17 protein-coding genes and 6 pseudogenes are annotated in these 22,314 nt (G+C 60.2%); 13 read left to right on the forward strand and 10 right to left on the reverse strand.

Going from position 1 to position 22,314, the window contains the following annotated elements:
* Positions 1 to 213 precede the first annotated feature (213 nt).
* Complete coding sequence (locus B0G76_RS20920) at positions 214 to 654, reverse strand: hypothetical protein (protein ID WP_120294246.1); 441 nt, start codon at positions 652 to 654, stop codon at positions 214 to 216.
* Positions 655 to 746: 92 nt separating this feature from the next.
* Between B0G76_RS20920 and B0G76_RS20925 the strand changes: the two genes are divergently transcribed.
* From B0G76_RS20925 to B0G76_RS20940, 4 genes and pseudogenes are all read left to right on the forward strand, one after another.
* Positions 747 to 1,328: a hemerythrin domain-containing protein gene (locus tag B0G76_RS20925; RefSeq protein WP_120294247.1), complete on the forward strand. Its 582-nt coding sequence runs from the start codon at positions 747 to 749 to the stop codon at positions 1,326 to 1,328.
* Between the two features lie 337 nt (positions 1,329 to 1,665).
* Positions 1,666 to 1,926 (forward strand): annotated as a pseudogene (locus tag B0G76_RS43920) (transposase); the annotation flags it as partial.
* Between the two features lie 230 nt (positions 1,927 to 2,156).
* Positions 2,157 to 3,512, forward strand: a complete 1,356-nt coding sequence (locus B0G76_RS20935; protein ID WP_120294249.1) for an IS110 family transposase — start codon at positions 2,157 to 2,159, stop codon at positions 3,510 to 3,512.
* Between the two features lie 15 nt (positions 3,513 to 3,527).
* Positions 3,528 to 4,250: pseudogene (locus tag B0G76_RS20940) on the forward strand (IS3 family transposase); the annotation flags it as partial.
* 11 nt (positions 4,251 to 4,261) lie between these two features.
* Here the strand turns inward: B0G76_RS20940 and B0G76_RS20945 are convergent.
* Both B0G76_RS20945 and B0G76_RS20950 read right to left on the reverse strand, forming a co-directional pair.
* Positions 4,262 to 5,140 carry a hypothetical protein gene (locus tag B0G76_RS20945; RefSeq protein ID WP_183082106.1) on the reverse strand — a complete coding sequence of 293 codons (879 nt, stop codon included), beginning with the start codon at positions 5,138 to 5,140 and terminating at the stop codon, positions 4,262 to 4,264.
* A gap of 116 nt (positions 5,141 to 5,256) precedes the next feature.
* Complete coding sequence (locus B0G76_RS20950) at positions 5,257 to 6,252, reverse strand: IS5 family transposase (RefSeq protein ID WP_120294250.1); 996 nt, start codon at positions 6,250 to 6,252, stop codon at positions 5,257 to 5,259.
* A gap of 5 nt (positions 6,253 to 6,257) precedes the next feature.
* Here B0G76_RS20950 and B0G76_RS20955 point away from each other — a divergent pair, with 5 nt between their 5' ends.
* Positions 6,258 to 6,806, forward strand: a complete 549-nt coding sequence (locus B0G76_RS20955; protein WP_120294251.1) for a hypothetical protein — start codon at positions 6,258 to 6,260, stop codon at positions 6,804 to 6,806.
* A 12-nt stretch (positions 6,807 to 6,818) separates the two neighbouring features.
* Here B0G76_RS20955 and B0G76_RS20960 read toward each other — a convergent pair.
* From B0G76_RS20960 to B0G76_RS20980, 4 genes and pseudogenes are all read right to left on the reverse strand, one after another.
* Positions 6,819 to 7,626: pseudogene (locus tag B0G76_RS20960) on the reverse strand (IS5 family transposase).
* A 302-nt stretch (positions 7,627 to 7,928) separates the two neighbouring features.
* Positions 7,929 to 9,244, reverse strand: a pseudogene (locus tag B0G76_RS20965) (SUMF1/EgtB/PvdO family nonheme iron enzyme).
* Positions 9,245 to 9,376: 132 nt separating this feature from the next.
* Complete coding sequence (locus B0G76_RS20970) at positions 9,377 to 10,033, reverse strand: helix-turn-helix domain-containing protein (protein ID WP_120294252.1); 657 nt, start codon at positions 10,031 to 10,033, stop codon at positions 9,377 to 9,379.
* Between the two features lie 414 nt (positions 10,034 to 10,447).
* Positions 10,448 to 10,919 (reverse strand): annotated as a pseudogene (locus B0G76_RS20980) (universal stress protein).
* A 303-nt stretch (positions 10,920 to 11,222) separates the two neighbouring features.
* Between B0G76_RS20980 and B0G76_RS20985 the strand changes: the two are divergent.
* The gene (locus B0G76_RS20985; RefSeq protein ID WP_120294254.1) at positions 11,223 to 11,912 is read left to right on the forward strand and encodes a FadR/GntR family transcriptional regulator; all 690 of its coding nucleotides are present in this window, start codon (positions 11,223 to 11,225) and stop codon (positions 11,910 to 11,912) included.
* 159 nt (positions 11,913 to 12,071) lie between these two features.
* Here B0G76_RS20985 and B0G76_RS20990 read toward each other — a convergent pair whose 3' ends face one another.
* A complete protein-coding gene (locus tag B0G76_RS20990) occupies positions 12,072 to 12,665 on the reverse strand; it encodes an acyl-homoserine-lactone synthase (protein WP_120294255.1) in 594 nt (197 codons plus the stop codon).
* Positions 12,666 to 12,820: 155 nt separating this feature from the next.
* On the opposite strand from B0G76_RS20990, the gene B0G76_RS20995 reads away from it, so the two are divergent.
* Positions 12,821 to 13,138 carry an XRE family transcriptional regulator gene (locus B0G76_RS20995; protein ID WP_120294256.1) on the forward strand — a complete coding sequence of 106 codons (318 nt, stop codon included), beginning with the start codon at positions 12,821 to 12,823 and terminating at the stop codon, positions 13,136 to 13,138.
* Here B0G76_RS20995 and B0G76_RS21000 read toward each other — a convergent pair.
* On the reverse strand, positions 13,122 to 13,826 hold the full coding sequence (locus tag B0G76_RS21000; RefSeq protein WP_120294257.1) for a LuxR family transcriptional regulator: 705 nt from the start codon (positions 13,824 to 13,826) through the stop codon (positions 13,122 to 13,124). The genes B0G76_RS20995 and B0G76_RS21000 overlap by 17 nt on opposite strands.
* A gap of 562 nt (positions 13,827 to 14,388) precedes the next feature.
* The gene (locus B0G76_RS21005; RefSeq protein ID WP_120293067.1) at positions 14,389 to 15,585 is read right to left on the reverse strand and encodes an IS4 family transposase; all 1,197 of its coding nucleotides are present in this window, start codon (positions 15,583 to 15,585) and stop codon (positions 14,389 to 14,391) included.
* Positions 15,586 to 15,862: 277 nt separating this feature from the next.
* Between B0G76_RS21005 and B0G76_RS21010 the strand changes: the two are divergent.
* The 6 genes and pseudogenes from B0G76_RS21010 to B0G76_RS21035 all read left to right on the forward strand — a co-directional run bounded on the left by B0G76_RS21010 (position 15,863) and on the right by B0G76_RS21035 (position 22,283).
* Positions 15,863 to 16,804 (forward strand): annotated as a pseudogene (locus B0G76_RS21010) (dihydrodipicolinate synthase family protein).
* Between the two features lie 92 nt (positions 16,805 to 16,896).
* Positions 16,897 to 17,841 (forward strand): SMP-30/gluconolactonase/LRE family protein, encoded by a 945-nt coding sequence (locus B0G76_RS21015; RefSeq protein WP_120294258.1) that lies wholly within the window; start codon positions 16,897 to 16,899, stop codon positions 17,839 to 17,841.
* Between the two features lie 292 nt (positions 17,842 to 18,133).
* On the forward strand, positions 18,134 to 19,303 hold the full coding sequence (locus B0G76_RS21020; RefSeq protein ID WP_120294259.1) for an extracellular solute-binding protein: 1,170 nt from the start codon (positions 18,134 to 18,136) through the stop codon (positions 19,301 to 19,303).
* Between the two features lie 87 nt (positions 19,304 to 19,390).
* Complete coding sequence (locus B0G76_RS21025) at positions 19,391 to 20,470, forward strand: ABC transporter ATP-binding protein (protein WP_120294260.1); 1,080 nt, start codon at positions 19,391 to 19,393, stop codon at positions 20,468 to 20,470.
* Positions 20,467 to 21,354: an ABC transporter permease gene (locus B0G76_RS21030; protein ID WP_120294261.1), complete on the forward strand. Its 888-nt coding sequence runs from the start codon at positions 20,467 to 20,469 to the stop codon at positions 21,352 to 21,354. The genes B0G76_RS21025 and B0G76_RS21030 overlap by 4 nt, the downstream gene beginning before the upstream one ends.
* A complete protein-coding gene (locus B0G76_RS21035; RefSeq protein WP_120294262.1) occupies positions 21,354 to 22,283 on the forward strand; it encodes an ABC transporter permease in 930 nt (309 codons plus the stop codon). The genes B0G76_RS21030 and B0G76_RS21035 overlap by 1 nt, the downstream gene beginning before the upstream one ends.
* Positions 22,284 to 22,314: the final 31 nt, after the last annotated feature.

Below are 22,314 nucleotides of genomic sequence, written 5' to 3' on the forward strand. Positions count from 1 at the left end.
GACCTACTGTAATTCCGTTAGCGCTGGATTGCATGCAGCCTCCGTAGAGGAGGCCGAGGGCTCCTCTGCGGCAGAAGGCACCGGGAGATTGGCCTGCAAGACCGCAGTAATGGATAGCCGCTCACGCTCGAGAGACGTCTTCGCCTTGTGGTGCGAATGACAAAAAGGCCTGAAGCTCTGCGGGGCGAGTGGCCGCACGTCCGGCTGCGGCGGTCATTCCATCGACGGCGGATCCATCGGTCCAGCAAACAGTGCGCGGTCGAAGAACGGGTCGTCCAGTTCCAGTATTTCATCGTCGCCCAGAAGGACCACGACTAACTGCCGCGAACCGTTCCCGGGCACGTCTGCGATCTCCCCGATTGTTTGCTTCGGCGACCGGTCGTCCGTAAATCGCACCCAGTAGTATCCCGGTGCTACGGGTCGTGTGTCTGTCCATTCCATAGCTGCTACCTCCTGAAATTCCGTGTAGTTGAGCGCTACCGCACCGTCGATTTTATCGCCGCGGCGTCGAGCGCAGTTGGACAGCTCTGTCAGTCGGGAATCGTTGCGGTCGACGGGCGCTGACCTCATGGACACCATGCCCGCACTGCCGTTGATCTCTATCAAGGCAGTGGCGTTCGCGCGCTTTGATGTCGAAAGGCGGATGACTAGCATTAAGGTATCTGCACCGCTTCCTGCTCATCCCGCTGGTATGAAGCAGCAAATCGGTTCGTCGATGCCTTTCATTTTCTGCTGCGGAGTTTGATATGCAGTCTCTGGGACCGCCTAGTGCCATAGCCATCATCCTTCATGAACACCAGCAGATGTCGACCGTGGTAGAGGGCATGCAGCGCTTCGTGCGTCTGCTGGCAGCAGGTACGCCCACTCCGGGCCTCATGGTGTTACGAGCGATGCTTTATTACATCCGCGAGTACCCCCAGCAGGTGCATCATCCTAAAGAGGATCGTTACCTGTTCGCACCGCTGCGCGATCGGACGGATGAATTTGACTACGTCCTCACGGAACTGGAGTCCCAGCACGCTCGAGGTGACGTGAGGTTGAGGGATGTCGAGCACGCGCTGACCCGGTATGAATTGAGGGGCGCTTCCGCACTTCGGGAGCTGCGAGCCTTGGTGGATGCGTATGCCGAGTTCTATGCAGACCACCGGTGTATGGAAGAGACGTTGATTTTGCCGGCTGCAAGACGTCTGCTGACAGAGGAGGACTGGGCGGAAATCGACGCCGCTTTTGGAGCAAATCGCGATCCGTTTGATGGGGTAAAACTTGAAGACGATCTTGGAAAATTATTCTCGATGATTGTCAAAACGATCCCTGAGACGGAAAGTTAGCAGTTCGTTTACACGTTGCGATGGGCGGCTGGTCACGCGATACAAGTGCGGATCAGCGGCATCACAGCCACGTAGTTGAACAAAGAGTTTTTGAGCACCAAACGCCGGTGCGGGAGGGGATATGCAAGCTGCTCGTCACTTTCACCTGGAACTGCGGTACGCGAGCGTGCCGACCTATGTTGCCAGTTATCTATTTCCGGTCCTGTTACTGGCATATGAGCTGTATAGAGTGGGCAGGTGGATCTTCGATTACGGGATGAACTTCGCGAACTTCAGGTGAGGTAGCCTGACTTTTTAAGACACTCCTTTTTGATAAACTTTATCAATGGGAGCACAGATGACGAAACCAAGAACATACACACCAGAGCTTCGTGAAGAAGCTGTAAAGCTTGTGCTTGCACAGGGCCTGACGCTGGATGAAGCGGCGAAGCGAATTGCCATTCCGATGGGGACTTTGGCCACGTGGGTCAAAGCAGCCAAGCTTGGCAATGGCGCCGTGACGGCGCCAGGCAGTCGTACGGTTGCCGAATTAGAAGCCGAGGTAGCCAGACTACGTAGGGAACTGGCGGAGACCAGGATGGAGCGAGATATCGTAAAAAACCGCCCCACGCGCTTGGGCGCGGCCCTCATGAATAGAAACTTCAGGGGCGTACACTTGATGCGCGCAGAGACAGTGGCCGTATGCTTCCTGGAGGCTCGACCCCGTCAAAAAACCTGGCCCAGGGGAAGCTGCGGACTCATCTGTGGCGGCGTCTTCGGGCGACCCCGTTCAGGAAATTGATTTATTCCGAGTCCCCGTCCTGCGCCTGATTATCCAGGAGGTGGGTGATGTCAAAAGACCGAACACGATCCAGGCCCTCAGGGTTGCCGATCATTCATCCGTTTGCAGCCGGTATCGATATTGGCTCACGGTTCCACGTTGTTGCCGTGAGTCCAGATCTGTGCGACGAGCCGGTGCAGACATTCCAGGCATTTACGAGCGATTTGCAACGCATGGCGGACTGGCTCGTAGCGACCGGTACAAAGACGGTCGTGATGGAATCGACCGGCGTGTACTGGGTCGCCGCCTACGAGGTGCTGGAGTCTCGGGGCCTTGAAGTCATTCTTGCCAACGCACGCGAGGCGCGCGCAGTCCCCGGAAAGAAGAGCGACGTCAACGATGCGCAATGGTTGCAGCGGCTGCACGCGTGCGGGTTGCTACGGGCAAGTTTCCGGCCTGGGCGCGACATCGCGGAACTGCGCGCGTACCTGCGTTCCCGCGAAAAGCACACCGACTATGCCGCCGCGCATATCCAGCACATGCAGAAGGCGCTGACCTTCATGAATATCCAACTGCACCACGTGATCGCGACTATCACGGGTGTCACGGGACTGCGGATCATCCGTGCGATCGTCGCTGGTGAGCGCGATCCAGACAGGCTGGCGGCGATGCGCGACGTCCGCTGCAAGGAAAGCCCTGAAACCATTCGGAATGCGCTGGTGGGCAACTACCAGCCCGAGCACGTGTTCGCCCTGAAACAGGCGCTTGCGCTCTACGACTTTTACCAGCAGTGCTTCGACGAGTGCGATGTTGAGATCGAACGTGCTGTCGCGATCCTCAATATCGCTCACCCGATTCCGGAAGCACCGCTGCCGAAGGCGAAACATCGCAACAAGATGCCCAGCGATCCCAACTTCGATGTACGCACGGCCATGTACCAGCTTGCGGGGACCGACCTTACGCAAATTCACGGCATCGGCCCGTTCCTCGCTCTGCGCCTGATTGGCGAATGTGGAACGGACCTGAGCCGATGGCCAACCGCCAAGCACTTTACTTCATGGCTCACGCTTGCGCCCGGATGCAAGATCAGCGGTGGCAAGGTACCGTCATCGCACATGCGCAAAACCAGCAGCCGCATCACAGTCGCACTCAGGCTTGCGGCGGTGAGCGTTGGAAGAAGCAATACCGCGCTTGGCGCATTCTACCGACGCCTTGCCGGCCGAATTGGTAACGCCAAAGCCGTGACTGCGACGGCGCGCAAGATCGCTGTTCTGTTTTATAACGCGATGCGCTATGGCATGGACTACCGCGACCCGGGTGCGGATCATTACGAACAGCAGTACAGGGACCGTGTTATCAAGCAGCTTCATCGCCGCGCGGCGCAATTTGGATATTCACTGCAACCTCAGGGCTCGCCAACGTAAAGGTGAGTTTCTTAGGAAAGCGGCCGCGTACTTCGCCAGGGAGTCGATGTGAAGTACGCGTTCATCGAGCGTAATCGACGCCACTGGCCGGTCTCGGTGCTATGCGAAGTACTGGAAGTCAGTCCCAGCGGATATCATCAGCGCCGGCAACGCAGCGCACAGGCCAAGCCGCACCGAGGCCGCGTGAGTAACGACGCACTGCTTGCGCACATCAAGGCGATTCACACGCAGGTCAAGGGCGAGTACGGCTGGCCTCGCATGTGGAAGGAACTGCTTACGCAAGGTGTGCGCGTGGGCAAAGAGCGGGTTCGCAAGCTGATGGCGCAGCATGGCATTCGAGCCCGCCACAAGCGCAAGTACATCGCGACGACAAACTCGAACCACGATTTGCCGGTGGCGCCGAATCTGTTGGAGCGCAACTTCGCCGCTAACGCACCGAACCAGGTCTGGACGACCGACATCACCTATCTGGCGACAGCTGAAGGCTGGGTGTACCTCGCGGTCATCATCGACCTGTTCAGCAGGCAGGTGGTGGGCTGGTCGATGCAGCCACACATGAAAGCGGAACTGGTCACGGATGCGCTGCGTATGGCGTGGTTCCGGCGCCGTCCAGAGGCTGGCGTCATCGTACATAGCGACAGGGGTAGCCAGTATTGCAGCGGGCTGTTCCAGGACACGCTGAAGGCCTACGGCATGCGCTCGTCGATGAGTCGGCGCGGCGACTGCTGGGACAAGGCTTGCGCTTCACACTACACCTCCTCGCGGCGATCAGAAACGACGTCGGGGTGGCGACGCCGGCAGGACAGCTTGACGCCCATCGCCTTTCTGGGCGCGTTATTGCCCGGTGGGTCGTACAGGCACTCGTTCTTGTCGCTGTAGGCGTGACCGCGGATGAGTCCGCGACGGTTCCATATCTTTACGCTCGTCGGCGTGACGTGCAGCGCGTCGGCCATCTCCTGCAGCGTCAGGAGACCCGCTTCGCGCAACCGGTCATAGCGTGGCTTCAGACAGTAGTTACGCTGCAGGCGCGCGACCATTTTTGCATTGAAGGGCCTACCCGTGCCCGACGGCGCACCACGTTCGTTCAGTATATTCGCGATCTGCAGGACAGTATGGTGATTGAGCAATGCGTCAATCTCCTCGATCACCGCGGCGGGGGTGATCCATCGTTGCCACGATTTCAGCGGCAACGGCAGCCTGAGGGTCCGGTGAGCGCCGCCCTTGAAGCGGATGTGTGCGGTAACCTGCTGGTCGCGGTTCAGGGTGACGTCTTCCAGAAGCAGCCTCATCATGCGTTTGCGTTCCCGGTCGGGCGTGGCGGGATCGCGCCATAGCCGGGGGAAGTTGGACGCCAGCGAGACGATGACGGCGCGCTGCTCGTCCGTCAGAATGCGCGCGTCCTGTTCGCGGCGACGCCGATAGTCCTCGTTAGCCTCAGTCAGCGCTCGAAGCTTATGGTTCCAGTCCGCTTCGAGTGAGTCAGCAACCAGCCGGTTCTCGGGGTCGACGCGCATGTAGCGACGCTGCGCCAGATCGGCTTCATACTGGGCACGCTCCACCTGCTTGTGACGCAGACGGTCGGCTTCTTCGATGCGGGACTGGAGTTCGCGCTGAACCGCCAGGCTCACCTCAATGGCAAGCGGATTGAGTGCTTCGACGAGCAGTTCGCCAATGGCCTCATCGATGGCCGCGCCGTGGATGGGCTTTGTTCGGAAGGGTCCGAGTTTCCGTACTACGGACGCAACTATCCATTTTTGAAAGAAACGGGCCTGCCAAACGAATTCCAGAGGTTAAGGATGTTCGCGATGATCGCGCTTTCGCTTTCCTGTGACCCGATTTTCCGGGTCAGCAAGGTCGATCCGATGCATCGTTTGATCCGCGAGATCTGCGCTTCGACCAGCGAGCGTTGCCCATAGCCGTATTTTTTGTGGAACGCATAAATGCCCTTTTCCCTGATGTAGCCAACGACCTTGTCATGCCATTGCGTCTGTTCTTCGCCATGCACCACCGCGTGAGAAGGCGGTGGTATCACGGGCAGCACGCCTGATCGCGACAGGGCCTCCGTCCGCTCGATGCTGTAGTACGCGCCATCGGCAATCACCCGGTCAACCGGGATGTCGGCGGGAAGCACACGGTCCATCCCTTCGCTATCCGAAACGTCCGTGCCGGTGACGGCGATCGCATGAACGTTCATGTCCGCGTCAATCGACAGGTGCATCTTGCGCCACGGTGTTTTCGCCGCCTTTTTGCCGTATTTCTGCTCGTACCACTCGCTGGCCCGGCCGAAACTCATCCCTGTGCTGTCGATGATAACGCTTGTATCTTCGCCCCTCGCCAGACGCCGGGCCAGTCGTTCGCGACGTTGCGTGACCTTCACGTCCAGCGCGGCAAACAGATCGCACAGATGGCCGAAGCTGGGAACCGGGATGTCCAGTCCCTGGCTGGCCCAGTAATCTTCCAGATAGCCGCTGATCTGCCGCATTCCCCAGCCCAACAGCCGGTAGAACGTATAGATCAGCTCAACGTATGGCCGGGTGTACAACGGCAACCTCCCAGACACTCCACGCACGTACGGCGATGCCGTAATGAATTGCGATCTGAGATCGCCACCTGGAAAATAGAGGCTGATCTTCCCTCGCTTCTTCAGGCTCCCGTTGTATTCGCGCCAGTTCGTCACCCGATAGCCTGGCTTCCTGCGCTTGCGGTCCTCGCCCTCTTTGAGTCTGGCTTTATACGGCATCCGCTTTGATCCACGTCTCCCTTGATCTTACGATCTTACAACAATCGCACACCCTTCCGAACAAGGCCCAAGCGGTAACCCGCGGAGAGAGTTTCGATGCAAATAGGCTGGCGTCTGGGATCACGATTATCGTTAAGGAAAGGTGGAAAAACACAGCAGAAGCAGCAAGAGCTGTCGGAGTCGCTTTTTCCACACTTCACCTTGCGCTGTCCGGTCACGCTCGTATCAGCCTGAGACTACTGGTATCGCTCTGTTCGGCTGCCAATGTCAGCGTTGTTCCTGTCTTGCGGGGTCAAGTTAACAGCGTGCTTCGAAAGCATGAGCCAATCGTTTTTCAGGGATATTTCACAGAAGACAAGCGGCCAAGGCGCGTATTGCAGCTACGAAGTGAAATTGAGCGCATCTTGGCTCGGGAGCCTGATGTGCGGTTGGTGCGGTTGGCTCAGATAGTTGGCGTCGATACGAGCTTTTTCTATCGGAATTTCCCAGATGTGATAGAGCATGTGAGGGAGAACCGAAAGATGGAACTACCGCTTGAAGCGGTGGAGGGCTAACCTTAGAGGGTGTTAGGCACTTTTGTTAAGGGCTGCAAAGTGGACAAGCATAAGCACGGAGAATACGACGAAGTGCAAACCAGCCAAGGTTTCGGGCAATCGCTCGTAGTCTCTGGCCAGCCGGCGGAAGCGGTTAAGCCAGCCGAAGCTGCGCTCGACCACCCAGCGGCGCGGCAACAGCACGAAGCCCTTTTTCGCCTCCGACAGCTTGATTACCTGAAGCTCGATTCCTTCGTCGAGTGCCGCCTGCGCCGGCTCTTCGCCGGTATATCCCTGATCGGCGAACGCCACCTTGACCGTCTGGCCCGTGGCCTGCTGAACCTGACGTGCCAGTTCTCCGACCTGCGCGCGTTCCTGTTCGTTGGCCGGCGTAACGTGCACAGCAAGCAATTGCCCCAGGGTATCAACCGCCATGTGGACCTTGCTACCGCGTTTGCGTTTGTAGCCGTCGTAACCGACGCGAGGTCCACTTTCGCAGGTCGACTGCAGCGTGCGCCCATCGAGGATGACCGCGCTGGGCTGGCCCTGTCGGCCCTGCGCGACCCGGATGATCGAACGCAGGTCGTTCACCATGGCCTCGAAGCAACCCGCCTGAATCCAGCGTTGCGTCTGCTGGTAAACAAGCTCCCACGGCGGAAAATCATTTGGCAACAGACGCCACGGAGCACCCGCGCGTACGATCCAGCGCAGCGCGTTGAACATCTCGCGCAGTTCATAGCGGCGCTGCGGTGCGTCCTTGTTCATCAAGGTCAGGTACGGAGCGGCGAAGTACCACTCTTCATCCCAATACATCCGTGGGGTATGGCCTGCGTTTTTTCATCCTGCCAGGATACCAGGTCCGACAAAAAGTGCCTAACACCCTCTAAGCTGGCGCGGCGCCTTCTGGCGGCGAAACGCGAACTGCTTTCTCTGGGTCGCCAGTTCAGCACGGTGAACGTCTACAATTCTGTTGGGGTTATAGTCCGTTCCGGAGCCCCTTTACGCCTTTATCACTTCGTGCGCGAAAAACTCTAACTTAAAGTGGGTGAGGAAAAAATAAAGCATTTGTTGGCAGGAAAAAGCATATGCTGAAAAAATTTTCAATAAACCTTAAGGCGATCTTCCGCGTCAACTTATGCTTTATTAGTCAGCCTTCACACACCGAAACCCCGCATACACATACTGATAATGCGGCTGAAACCAGTTGCGAAAAGCCGGTCGCAACATGCATTGCGCGGTGCGCGCCGAACCGCCCTTGATCACGTAATGCTGCCCGTCGAAAAAGTTGGCGGAGTAGCCCGGATAAAACGGAAACGCCTCAAACCCCGGCAATGCGTCGAACACGCTGGAGGTCCACTCCCAGCCATTGCCGAATTGACCTTCCACGCCGAACGCGCTTACGTTGTCAGGATACGCATCGACCGGCTGCGGGTCCCAGCTACGAAAATCGAAATTGCCCGACATCGCATGGGGTGCGCCGTGTGCCGCGCGTTGCCATTGTGCTTCGCTGGGCAGCGTCTTGCCCGCCCAGCGCGCGTAGGCGCTGGCTTCGGCATGACTCACGTAAGCCGGCCAGTCGAGCGGCAGCGGCACTTCGTCGAACATCGTGCGCAGCGTCCATGCGCCACGCTGACCGTCTTCGGTTTGCCGCGACCAGCAGGCGGGATGCTCGATACGTTTGGCTTCCTTCCACGCCCAATCCTTGTCGGTCCACCACTTCGGTTCGCGATATCCCCCTGCCTCGATGAACTCGCGAAACGCGCCGTTCGTCACCATGTAGCGGTCAATCTCGAACGCCGGCACGTCGACGCGCATTTCGCCGAACTCGTTGTCCCAGCCGAACTGGCCACTCTCGCGCGACACGCCGAGCACTGTTGCGCCCGCCGGCACGCTGACCATGGAGGACAACGCCTCGCGCGGTTCAGAACGGGTCAGCGCCGCCTCTCGCAACACAGTGATCTTCTGCGCAAGCGGCAACTGATGCAGCATGTACACGAGCGTTTCGGCATGCATCAGCCGATGCTCGATCGCGACGTTCAGCAACTGCTCGGCCGCGACGGCTTGCGCCCCTCGCTGCCGACACGGGCTGAGTCGCTCAGTACATCGAGCTCGCGGTCGATCTGCTCGCGAGCGCGCGACGCGTAGTCGCGCACGGCGTCGAGCGATGGCCAGTCGCTGGGTTGATCGGTCGGAAAGCCGCCGTCGACGGGATCGATACCAAAAGCGAAGAGTTCGTCGAGGCGCGGATTGAACGCCGGCAGATCGCACAGGCGTCGATCGAAAAGATTACGATCGAAAGCTTCCAGATGGCCGACGTAAAACACGATCCGGTGGCGCTCACGGATCGGCCGGTCATACAGAAACTCGGGTTTGACAATGGAAAACAGGGCGTCGGTCACTTGACGCGCGTCGATCAGACGCTGGACCAGCGGGTGATGCGGGGCGGGGTCGCGATTCATTTCGCCAGGTCTCCTTGCGGGGGACGGACTAAAGACTGTACCCGCTCGCAGGAGCCATGCCAAGGCGAATGCGCGTTAAAAATGCAGATAGACGGGGACGTGGCAGCGCGGGCCAGGTCCAGCGCGTATGGCTTACACCTGTTGCAAGCCTTCCAGGTCGACAATCCGGATGTGTTTGCCTTGTGTGTCGATCAGGCCGCGCTTTTGAAATCTTGACAGGGTGCGGCTCACGGTTTCGAGCGTCATGCCGAGGTAGCTGCCCATGTCCTCACGTGTCATGCGCAAGTTGAATTCCGCCGATGAATAGCCGCGCTGCGCGTTGCGCCCTGACACGTCAAGCAGAAATGCGGCCACGCGTTCGTCCGCTGAAAGAGAGCCGAGCACCATCATCTGCCCGGCCTCGCGGACGATCTGCTCGCCCAGCAATTTGTGCAGGCGGTCCTGCATCGAGCTGATTTCGCGGCACAGCGACTTGAGGGCGGGGTAGGGAACGATACAAACGGTGCTGTCTTCAAGAGCGACGGCGCTGCATGCATGCACGTCTTCGCTGATCCCGTCGAGGCCGAGCGCTTCGCCGGCCAGGCGCAGCCCAGTGACCTGTTCGCGGCCGTCACGGTGCGCCATGACGGTTTTCATGGAGCCGGAACGCACGGCGTAAACATTGTCGAAACGATCGCCGCTGCGATACAGCGCTTCGCCGCGCTGCACCGAGCGCGCGGTGCAAATGAGCGCTTCGAGTTTCGTGAGTTCGTCAGTCGACAGGCCTTGCGGCATGCAGAGCGCCCGCATCGAGCAGCTTGAACAGCGCGCGGTGGTGCGCGCTGTTGCACTTGCCGGCGCGGCACGACGGCGGCCACGCGCTGGCGACGAAGCCGGCGACGAAATCACGGTGGAATCGGCGGCGCCGGCGGAGCGAGTCACAGCGGTAGGAGTCAGCATGTTCTGCAGCCATTTGTCAGGGTAACAACTGATTGTCCCACCACCCATGCCCCCCGTTTAGCGACAAAATGACGCGTTCGCGCAGTTAGGCATATTGAGCGATGTCACCCTCGCATGGTTGCATATGGTTATGGACTGCTATGCATTCTGGCGACCGTGCTTTGCCCGTATTTTGGGGATAAGAGCGCCACGTGTGCCGCCTCATGCGGGAAGCACACGCAGTTGCCACGCTGTTGCCAGGTTGCCATGCGCATCGCCACGCGTTCAGGCGTCTCCGCTGACCTTGCTTGCCGCGGCGGACGGAATCAGCAGCACGGGCAAGGTGGCCTGGCGCACGCAGCGCTCTGCAACGCTGCCGAGAATCAGGCGCTGAAAACCACGACGGCCATGTGTGCCCATCACCAGCAGATCGGCGTTGAAGTCGGCGGCAGCTTTTAGCACGACCACCGAAACGTCGTCGAGCGAAGAGGCTTCGGCCACGGCGAGTTCGCCCTTGACGCCTTGCGCGGCCATCGCCTGGGCGAATTCCGCGCCGAGTTCCTTGCCTTCTTCGACGAGGCGGTTACGCAGGATGGATGGGTCGTAACCTGGCGCTTCGAAATATAGCGGCGTGTTTTTCGACGACGTAGAACGGTTGCATGACGGCGCCGGTGGATTTCGCGAGCGCGAGCGCTGCGTCGAATGCACGCCGCGAGGTGTTGCTGCCGTCGACTGCTACAAGAATGCGTGTGTACATATCGACTCCGCGTCTGAAGGATTCGGATGCCGCGGCCGTTTCGCCCAGCCGGGCTCATTGAAGATTGGCGACTACGGCTAATCGCCAATGCGAGCTTAAATGATCGCTGAAAAAGATGCATTCAGTCAGGATGTAAATCAAACACTTGTCAAATTTTGTGATAGCGACGGTTTGCACGGCCAGCGCCGCGCAACGGGGGTTTGCAGCGTTCCTGGCAAGCCGCAGCGCATATATCAAATCAAGATAAGGCCGGGTTTGCCTTACAATCAGGACCTACTCAGACAAGCTGCTTCCGCACCGCTGATGAACGAGCGCAAAACAACGGGCTTGCCCGACAAGATCTACGGCGACATCCTTAATCGCATTCTTGAAGGCGAGTACAAGGAAGGCGCGCGGCTGCCTACCGAGCATGCGCTGGCCGAGCGCTTTGCCACGTCACGGCCGACTGTGCGCGAAGCGCTCGCGCGCTTGCGGGCGGACGGAATCATCATGACGCGGCACGGCTCGGGCACCATCGTGGCACGACGGCCGGACCCGGATGTGCGCCGCTTCGCGCCGCTCGAAACGCTGTCCGACATCCGCCGCTGCTATGAATTTCGCATGGTGACGGAAGCGGGCGCTGCCGAGCAGGCGGCGCTCAAGGCCGACGCCGACGACATCGTCGCGATCCAGCATGCGTGGGACCAGTTGGAACACATCATCGAAACCCGCGGCATCGGTGCGCAGGACGATTTCATGTTTCACCTGGCGGTGGCGCGCGCTTCGAAGAACCCGTTTTTCATCACGGTGATGTCGTTCATCGAAGAGCAGATTCTGTTCAGCATGAACCTGTCGCGCAATCTGTCGCTCGTGAAGACGGTGGAGCGGCAGCGACTCGTGCAGGCCGAACATCTGGCCGTGCTCGAGGCGATCCGCCGCAAAGACGGCCCCGCCGCCGGCCAGGCGATGCGGGCGCATCTGGAGAATGCGCTCGAACGGATGTTCGGCTCTTGATAATCCGGGCGTTTTACCGGCGGGCCGCGGCGGTTAGATAACCGCTGCCATTCCGCCGCAGCCGGGCGAGCGCGACCGGACAAGGGCGGGCGGGCAACGATGACCGGGCATCGGCAACTGCGCAACAAAAACGCCCGGTCCCAATCCCCCTTCCTGACGTCAGGCGGCGGCGGCCATCGGCCCGAACAGGGCGGTGCGGGTTTTCGGACTGACCGCGATATCCAGGGCTACGGCCCGCTCCACGCCGATCTGCAGAGGCGACCCGAGCCGGCTGATGTCGATCCCGGTCTTACGCAACAGCCGTTCGATCGGCGTGGTGGTCACCGTGACGTAACGCGTGATGCCCATCCGGTCGGCGAACGTCACAAGTTCGTGAATCGCCTGCATCGTCACGTCGGCAAAACCGAACGACTGCTCCTCGCCGCTGGTTTCGATCGCGAACCGGCTGAGTTCCCAGATGTGCCGCCCGACCGGCGCATCCGCGCCATGCAGCAATTGCGGAAAGGTGTCCTTCAGCATGTTCGGCCCCTCCGTCGGCATCAGGCGCCAACAACCCCGCACATGCCGATCGTCGCCCTGAATCAGCATGTAGTGCGGCCCGAGGGCGTCGTAGCCGTCGATCTCCATGCCCGCGATGGTTGGGATGTCCCATCCAAGCCGCCCGTGAAACACCCGCGCCCTCAGACGGTACATCTCGTTGATGTCCGCGTTGTCGAATTCCTGCCGCATTCCAATCCGGATCGCTGTTTGCATGACGTTCTCCTGAACGTGTTGGGGTACCCAATACGCAAGAAAACTTATGCATTTTGAATCTTTCCGCCACCTACCTACCTGGATAGGTGTGCATGCTTATCGGATAACGCAGAATTCGAGATAAGCCTCAGCACTCAACCGACCGGACTCAAAAAATGGAACTTCTCGACAATCACTGGCAGGCGCAACCCTCGGTCCAAACCCGCGTGGCAGAGCCTTCTTCGGCGGTGGATCGCGTTCTGATCATTGCTTACCGCAAGAAGAAAAAGGAAAGCCAGCGCCGCTTCTGGGCACGCTTTGGCGTGACGCAGTCGCGTGGCAGCCGGTTCGAATCGGGTGCCGAAATCCCGGCGCCGGTGTCGATCCTGCTGGGTCTCTACTTCACCAAAACCGTGTCGGACGCCGATCTGGGCCGGGCCGAGCGGGTCCTGCACAGCCGCGACGCCGCCGCTTTGCTCAACCCGGGTCAATAAGCCCCAGCTGCGCGGCGATCACGGCCGCCGCGCGCCGCGAATTCACACCGAATTTCGTCCTGATGTTCTTCATGTGGAAGTTCACCACGGCTTCCGAACAGCTCAGGATATGGGAGATTTCCCAGGTGGATTTGCCGCGTGCGGTCCATTTCAGGCACTCGCGTTCGCGCGGCGTGAGCTTGGGCAATAAAGCCTGGGCGTGCGTATTCAAATGGCGCTGGCTGGTATCGATTACCAGATCGCGCAATAACACCAGATTTGGCAATGCAACGTTGATATGACGCCAGAATTCGTCAGTCGGGTTGCTGTCGTTGACGAAGCACATCATGCCGGCTTCCTGGTTCGGCCCATGAATGGGCAACGTCACACCGGCGCGCAGGCCGTGCGCGCGGGCTTCCTCGTACATCGCCTGCTGGGGCGCGGTCGTAAAAATGTCCGGCGACCAGATCAGCGGTGTGGCGCGTGTCGCGCAATGCGAGACGGTCGGGTCGATGTGGACGAGCCCCTGCTCGTCGTAGGTGCGTCGCCACGTTGGCGCGTAGGTGCTGCGCACATAGGCGTCTTCAAGGCGAATGGTCGGGCGCGGCAGCATGGCGATCAGCAGCCTGTCGAAGCCCCACGTTTCGGCCAGGCCCGCGATCGCACCGAACCATTCCGCTTCGTCTGCGGCGTTCAATAGCGGCGCCATTTCCTCGATAAAGTTTAGCGACAATTTGGTTCTCTCAGACTCGCAAACGTCCCGTTGCGGTTAATAGCGGTACGGCGATCCGTCCGGCTGTTTTTATCTTCACAATTTATCACTAAAATTTATTTCACAAGCCGAGGACAATTTCTAAAGAAACGGCACCAGCGCTTGTTCTGCAACCCGACGAACGAATGACTCTTTATATCGGATTTGTTTGACCTGATTAACATTCACGGGTCGATAAAGTGGGTAATTTTTTTCGTAGCGGCGTTTTTGATGCTTTTGATTGGCAACATTATTGTCAAACCAATCTGAATGATGTTTAGTCGAATTCCAGGCAAAGCAACTCTGATTGCCAGATCGGCAATTTCCGTTTAAGCCCAATACTGTTCACTTGATGACCGCTTTCGGTGAAATTCGCTGATTCAGCGGCTCCGATCGTCGGCGTATCCGGAAGTTCGACATCTTTCGCTTCACGCCGCGGGGATTACGCTTGCCGCGGCTTTGCACGGCACGCCCACTGGCGATTTCCCGCAGTAAGCTGAGCCTCCAACTTTGCCACTGCTCAGGGGGGAACGGCCGCCGCCTCGGGCAGGCGTCGGTTCAACACGCGTACGGCATGAACGAACGATAAGTCTTCCGGGTGCTGCCCGCTGTCCTGGGCAGCCTCATACATCAGTCGACGGATCGCCGCGTGGGTAAGCATTAACGCATAGAACTCCTGACGGACCAGATCAGGCGTCTTGCTACGCAGCACCTTCTTGCCGTCGCACAGATGTGTCTTGATCTCGTCAAACATCTCTTCTATTTTCCAGCGCCGGTGGTACAGCGCCGCGAGTTCTATGGCAGGCGCCACCGCTGCGTCCAGCAGATTGGTGATCAGGCGATACTGCGGCTCGGCATCAGGCACACCTTCCAGGCAATACTCGATGACCCGCACCTGCATGCCGTTGCACTGGTGTCGCCTGTCGGTGTCACTGGCATAGACAGTGCTCAGGTACGAACCATCTGCCAGCGGCACTTCGCACGGCAGCCGCAAATTCGACTTCACGCGCCACAGCAGCTTCGCTCCGGTGGCCACCGCGTCGCGCCACATGTCATAGCCATAGAACAGGCGATCGGCCAGCACCAGCATGTCGTCCGAGAATGCCGGAAACAGCTGGCGTGTGAGCGCCTGTTCGCTGTGCTCGCATACCCCGCCCATCTGGACCTCACACAGCGCGTGCGTCGCACATTCGGCCAGCGCTACGAAGCGAATCTGCGGATACGCGGCCTCACCGCGCCCTCCCTGCGCATATCCGAACGCTTGCGCATTGGCCTTCTCATCGGGCACATCCAGCGTGGAGCCGTCCACGCTCATGACCCGATAGCCCGCATAGTCGCCGCCTGCGGTTCGTGGGTGTTGCGCCGCCTGCCGGGCGAACAGCTCGCGCATCACCTGCCATCCCAGGCGTGCGCGACCCTGCGAGATCGCCGCCTTGCTGACCTGCGCGTCGCGTACCTGGTCGCCGTAGATGCGCCGCAGTCCCTCGATCACCAGACGAAACACTTCCTCATAGGCCACGCGCGGATACAGGCACATCGCCATCACGAAATACACCAGCACTTCACGCGGCATGTCGCGGCGCACGCGCGTCTGCACGCCGCACTTCGTGAGCGCCTCCTTGACCTGTCCCAGGGAGCAGTTCAGCGCCAGATACCCCACCGCCAGATAGTCCGCGAGCCGCGCCCCGCCTGGCAGCGTTGCTTCCGTTCTTGCCATCCTTCAAGCTCTTCTTGTTGGTTCAGAGGCTTGAAAGTTAACACAAATTTGAGCTTGTTAACAGTATTGCGTTTAAGCCGCCATCATTCGCTCGCGCCCGCACTTGTGCCTGCCCGCCGCGCGTTATTGTCATACAAGAGCGGCATGCCGGCTTTGCCAACTTCGCCTTGAGTTCGGTTCGAGGTTGTGCGGTGCTGCTTGCGCCTACAGGTTGTTTGACAACATCGCGAGCCTGGTGCTAATTTGAACGCCCAATCCCCCGTGCGGTTGAGGCGTCATGAACGAATCTCCGATCCTCGGCAGCGGGTTCGCCGCGTCGGTCTTGGCTGTGCCGCCGCTTGCGCGCCGCGCTGATTACACGCTGGATGCCGCTGAAAATCGCGCGGTGATCCGCCATATCGAGGCCGGCGGTGTGCGCACCCTGCTGTATGGCGGTAATGCGAACCTCTATCACGTGGCCGTCAGCGAGTATCGGGACTTGCTGGATCTGCTGGCCGACGCCGCGGCTGCCGGTACGCGCGTGATCCCGGCAATCGGCCCGGACTACGGGAAAATGCTCGATCAGGCTCGTATCCTCGCGCAAACCCGTTACCGCACGGCGATGGTGCTGCCGCTGAGCGGTTTTACGACGTCCGAAGGCGTGGAGGCGGGGCTGACGCGCATCGTCGACGCGGCGGGTATGCCGCTCACGCTGTACATCAAGAGCGAAAACTATGTGGAGTTCGACACGCTCGCGCGGTTGATCGAGCGCGGCACGCTGCTGGCCGTCAAATACGCGATCGTTCGCGACAATCCGGCTGACGATCCGTATCTGCGCCGCCTTCTGCAATCCGTGCCGGCGGCCAAGGTAGTGTCGGGCATGGGTGAGCGGCCCGCGCTCGGCCATCTGCGCGAGTTCGGTCTTGCCACATGGACGACGGGTTCGGGATGCATCGCGCCGCGCATGGCGATGGCCCTGCTGCAAGCTCTCAGAACCGGCGATACTGGCGCGGCGTAGCTTCTCCATGAAGCTTTCCTGCCGCTCGAAACCCTGCGCGACGACATCTCGCTGATCCGCGTGCTGCACGATGCGGTCACGTTCTCGAAGATTGCCGACATGGGGCCGATCCTGCCGCTACTCAGTTCGACGCCGCCCGAACATCATGCGAAGATCGATCACGCGACGCAGGTCCTGCTCGCGTTGGAGCGTCAATTCGCGGAGAAGCAGGCGTCGGATTGAGGTCGCTCTGGCGTCGACAGCGGTGGCGCTTGCGGCGCGCACTGCGCTTCGTCCTGCTTTTTCCGTCAACGTCCATTACCCAAAGCCTACGCATGACCGACTCCAGCCGACGCTATCCCGATCTCTCCATTCGCGCGCTCGATCCGTGCTTCACCTCGCTGACCCTGGCGTCCGCTTCCGTCGAGTGTCTGTATCAGGGCGCGCGCTGGTCGGAAGGGCCGGTCTGGTTTGGCGACGGCCGTTATCTGCTGTGGAGCGACATTCCCAACGACCGCATCCTGCGCTGGGACGAAACGAGCGGTGCCGTGACCACGTTTCGCCAGTCGTCGAACAATGCGAACGGCCATACGCGCGACCGCCAGGGTCGCCTCGTGACCTGCGAGCATCTGACACGGCGCGTCACGCGCACCGAGTATGACGGTTCGATTACCGTGCTTGCCGATCGCTATCGCGGCAAGCGCTTCAACTCGCCGAACGACGTGATCGTGAAGTCGGACGGTTCGATCTGGTTCAGCGATCCGACCTTCGGCATCGACAGTTTTTACGAGGGCGAGCTGCAGGAGTCGGAACTGCCCGCGTGCGTGTATCGCATCGACGGCCAATCCGGCGAAGTGACGGTAGTCGCCGACGACGTGCTGGGTCCGAACGGCCTCGCGTTTTCACCGGACGAGTCGGTGCTCTACATTGTCGAATCGCGTGGCGTGCCGCGCAAGATTCGCGCGTTCGACGTGAGCGTTAGTGGCACTGGCACCGCGCTGTCGAACAACCGTGTGCTGATCGACGCCGGCCCGGGCACGCCGGACGGCTTTCGCGTCGACACACTGGGCCATCTCTGGTGCGGCTGGGGCATGGGCACCGACGAACTCGACGGTGTGCGCGTTTTCACGCCGCAAGGCGAGCCGATCGGGCATATCGCGTTGCCGGAGCGTTGCGCGAACGTGTGCTTCGGCGGGCGCCATCGCAACCGGTTGTTCATGGCGGCGAGCCACGGGTTGTATTCACTGTATGTGAATACGCAGGGCGTCCTGGGCGGGTGAGTGCGCGAGGCATGCTCGCTGTCTTACGTCGCAACACATCGGGCAAATGCAAATTGCCTGACAACCTAATGTTCAGTCCAGATACCGACTCCGGGTTTGCCCTTGGGCTAAACGCACAACCCATTGAACCACAAGGATTCCCCGTCAAAATAAGCGGATTTATCAGCAAAGCGCCACGGCGAGTATTTGCTTGACATCGGCAGTTCCGCTTCGCTATGTTCCATTGGTAGAGAGACACCGCCAGCAGCACATCTGGCCGGCGGACTTCCATACCAAGAAGCGAGGAGACGCAATGACTGTTTCAGGCAGATTGGCGCTCAGGCTGGTGTCCGTAAGTCTCGTGGCAGGCGCCGCATGGGTATCCGCCGCGCACGCGGCCGATCCGGTAACGCTCAATATCGTCGACGTGGCCGGCGATCTTCAACTCACGCAAAAGGGTTTCGAGGCCTTCAAGGCAAAGTATCCGAGTCTCGTCGCCAATCTCACGTTCACCAATGCGCCTGCGCCGCAGTTGCCCGGCAAGATCAAGGCGATGCAGGCCGCCGGCCGCTCCGATATCGATCTCGTCCTGACCGGCACCGACGCACTGGCCGCCGGCATCGAGCAGAATCTCTGGATGAAGTTGTTGCCGGACAATGCGGCGGCTTTCCCCGGCGTGCTCGACAAATACGCGCCTGGTCCGCGCAAGATGCAGGACCTCGCTCAAGGTTTCGGTCTCGAAGTCGCGTATATGCCGGCGGGTCCGCTGCTCGAATTCAACCCCGCCAAAGTCAGCGATCCGCCGAAAACACCCGAGCAACTGCTGCAATGGTGCAAGGCGCATCCGGATAAGCTGATTTACGCGCGGCCGGCGAACTCCGGTCCGGGCCGCACGTTCCTGATGGGCTTGCCGTATGTGCTTGGCGATAAAGATCCGCAAGATCCGATTCACGGCTGGGACAAGACGTGGGCCTTCCTCAAGCAGCTGAACGATTGCATTCCTTACTATCCAGGCGGTACGTCGGCAGTGATGAAAGAGCTCGGCGAAGGCACGCGCGACATGACCGTGACAGTCACCGGTTGGGACATCAATCCGCGCGCGCTCGGCATCGTGCCGGCAGAATTCCGTGTGCAGGCATTCGACAACATGACGTGGGTGAACGACGCGCACTACATGGTGATTCCGAAGGGCGTGCCGAAGGAAAAGCTCGACGTGCTTTACAAGCTGATGAACTTCATGCTCGAGCCGGCGCAGCAGGCCATGACCTATGACGACGGTTATTTCTACCCTGGTCCCGCGATCAAAGGCGTGAGTGTCGAGCAGGCGCCTGCGCACAGCCAGGATGTGCTGAAGAAATACGGCCGGCCGGAATACGCGAAGCTGCTGGCCGAGCGTCCGCACGTTTTGCCGCTGAATGCGGCCGCCATGGTCGCGGCTTTCAAGAAGTGGGACAGCGACGTTGGCGCGCAGAAAACCAAGTAGTTGCTGAACGAGTCCGTGCACTCGCTTGTTCGGGCCGCCGCGATTCGAGCCTAAAGAGTCACGCGTCACGCGTATCAGGACATCGCCATGAAGCATCACTTTGAGCAGTTGCGGCTCGATTCGGTGAGCCGCAGTTTCACGAATGCGGAGGGCCAGGCGGTCGCGGCGTTGCAAGGTCTCGATCTGAAAATCCAGCGTGGCGAATTTATCGCGTTGCTCGGACCGTCGGGCTGCGGTAAATCGACGGCGCTCAATTGCATTGCCGGATTGCAGCCGTTGAGCGGCGGCGGCATCTGGCTCGACGATAAACGCATCGACGTGCTGCCGCCGGAAAAGCGCGGCTTCGGCATGGTGTTCCAGAACTACGCATTGTTTCCGCACATGAGCGTGCTTGATAACGTCGGCTTCGGCTTGCAGATGCGTGGCGTTGCCAAAAGCGAAACCATGCGCCGTGCGCGTGAAGCGTTGCAGCTCGTGCAACTGGTCGGGCATGAGCGCAAGCTGCCCGGGCAGCTTTCAGGTGGTCAGCAGCAGCGTGTGGCGATTGCGCGAGCGATTGTGATCGAACCGCCGCTCATTCTGATGGACGAGCCGCTGTCGAATCTCGATACGAAACTGCGCATTGAAATGCGCGCGGAGATTCGCCGCATCCATAGTCAGCTCGAACGCGCGACGCTCTACGTGACGCATGATCAGGACGAAGCGCTCTCAATGGCCGATCGCATCGTCGTGATGAAAGAGGGGGTGGTGCAGCAGGTCGGCACGCCGAAACAGGTCTATACGCGGCCACAGAATTTGCATGTCGCGCGCTTCATGGGCTATCGCAACGTGGCTGAGTTCACGCTCGAAGGCACGCAAGGCGAGGGGGTTGCGGTGAGCGCGAACGGCGTGCATCTGATCGGCACGCCGATGGACGGTTTCAACGGCAAGCGCGTGAGCGTCGCGTTGCGCCCGGAGGATATGGAGCGTGCGGCGCCTGGCGCGGAAAACGCTTTCGACGCATTGGTGACCATCGTGGAATACGGCGGCCGCGACTCCCTGCTGCGCGTGAAAACGGCGTTTGGCGACATGTGGGCGCGCATTGCGGGCGAATTCGAAGAGGGCGAGCAGATCGGTCTGCGCGTGCCGCCGTCGCGCACGCTTGTCTATGACGCAGAAGCCGTATGAACACGCCCACGCTGTCGCCGCCACGCGTATCAATTGCGCCGCGCGACGCCAAAGCGTGGCTGGTTGCGCCGGCTTTGATCTTCATCGTCGCATTGTTCATCTATCCGTTTGCGTATGGTTTGGTGCTGTCGTTCCGGCCGATGAATGGCGGCGGCCTGTGGGCCAACTATCTGACGTTCTTCACCGACACGTCGATGTGGCCGACCATTCTCGTCACGCTCAAGCTCGCTGTGCCTGCGACGCTGATCAACGTCGGCGTGTCGGTTCCCGTGGCGTTCGCGCTGCGCCGCAATTCGCCCTATCAGAAACTCGCTACGACGCTGCTGGTGATTCCCGTCACGCTCGGCACCGTGCTGATCGCCGACGGCATGCTCACGTACTTCGGCCCAAACGGCTGGTTTCCGCAGGCGTTGCAAGGATTGCATCTCTACACCGATGAAGTGCGTTTGACGCATAACTTCTGGGGCGTGCTCATCTCGTTGATCGTGTCGGGTTTTCCGTTTGCGTTTCTGCTGACGCTGTCGTACGTGACCGGTATCGATCCGACACTCGCGAGCGCTGCCGCCACGCTCGGCGCGAGTCCGTGGCAGCAGTTTCGTCGCATCTATCTGCCGCTGCTGGTGCCGGGTTTAACGATGGCCGCGTGTTTGTCGTTCGTGCAGGCGTTCTCGGTGTTTCCATCGGCGGTGCTGCTGGGGGCGCCCGCCGGCCCGACGCGCGTGATGTCGATCGCCGCGGCCGAAGCCGCGTTCGAAAGCTACGATTATTCGCTTGCTTCCGCGATTGCGATGGTGATGGGCTTCGTGCAACTGCTGGTGGTCGCCGGCTTGCTCGGCGCGCGCCGCTTCTTCTACAGCGGCCCGGCGACGGGAGGCAAAGGCTGATGGCTAGCGATCACCGCGCCACGCGTCCTTCGTGGTCCGCGTCCACATCGAACGAGAATAACGACGGCGCGCGGCAACCCAGCAAGCGCGTGAAGCAGCGCGCCAGTGTGGCGGGCCGCATCTGGCTCGTACTGGTGTGGGGCGCGATGGTGTTTTTCCTCGTCAACGTGGTGTTGCTGATTGCAACCGTCGCGGTGAATTCGGTGGCGACCCGCTGGTTCGGCACCTTGCTGCCGCAAGGCTTTACGCTGCATTGGTATGTGCAGGCGTGGAGCGATTTCCAGTTGGCGAGCGTGTTGTGGGTCACCGTCGAAGTGGTCGGCGCGGTGGTGCTGTTGTCGGTTGTGCTCGGCGTGCCCGCAGCGTATGCGCTCGCCCGCGTGCAGTTTCCCGGCAAGCGCATGGCGATGCTGATTTTCCTGTTGCCGCTGATGGTGCCGCCCGTGACGTACGGCATCCCGATGGCGACCGTGATGTACAAGGTCGGCCTCGCCGGCACGCTAGGCGGCGTGATTCTTGCGAATCTCGTGCCGGCGCTGCCGTTCGTGATCCTGGTGATGACACCGTTCATCGAACAGATCGATCCCAATCTCGAAGCGGCGGCGCGCATATTTGGCGCGAACACGTTCCGCTATTTCCGCTATGTGCTGCTGCCCTTGCTGGTGCCCGGCATGCTGGCGGCGGGCCTGCTCGTGCTGGTACGCACCATCGGCATGTTCGAGCTGACATTCTTTACGGCGGGGCCCGCGACGCAAACGCTCGTGGTCGCCTTGTACTACGCTGTATTCTCAACCGGCGTGCGCGCACCGCAATCGATCGATGCGATGGCGATGATCTACATGGCGATCACGCTGATCTGGGTGCTGATCGCGCTGCAATTCGTCAGCCCGACGCAGATTGTGTCGCGTGTAAAGGAGCGGAAGCGCTGAGGCGCCGGATCGCGGAAACACGCATGCACAG

It is taken from the genome of Paraburkholderia sp. BL23I1N1 (assembly GCF_003610295.1).
In the GTDB taxonomy this organism is placed as follows: domain Bacteria; phylum Pseudomonadota; class Gammaproteobacteria; order Burkholderiales; family Burkholderiaceae; genus Paraburkholderia.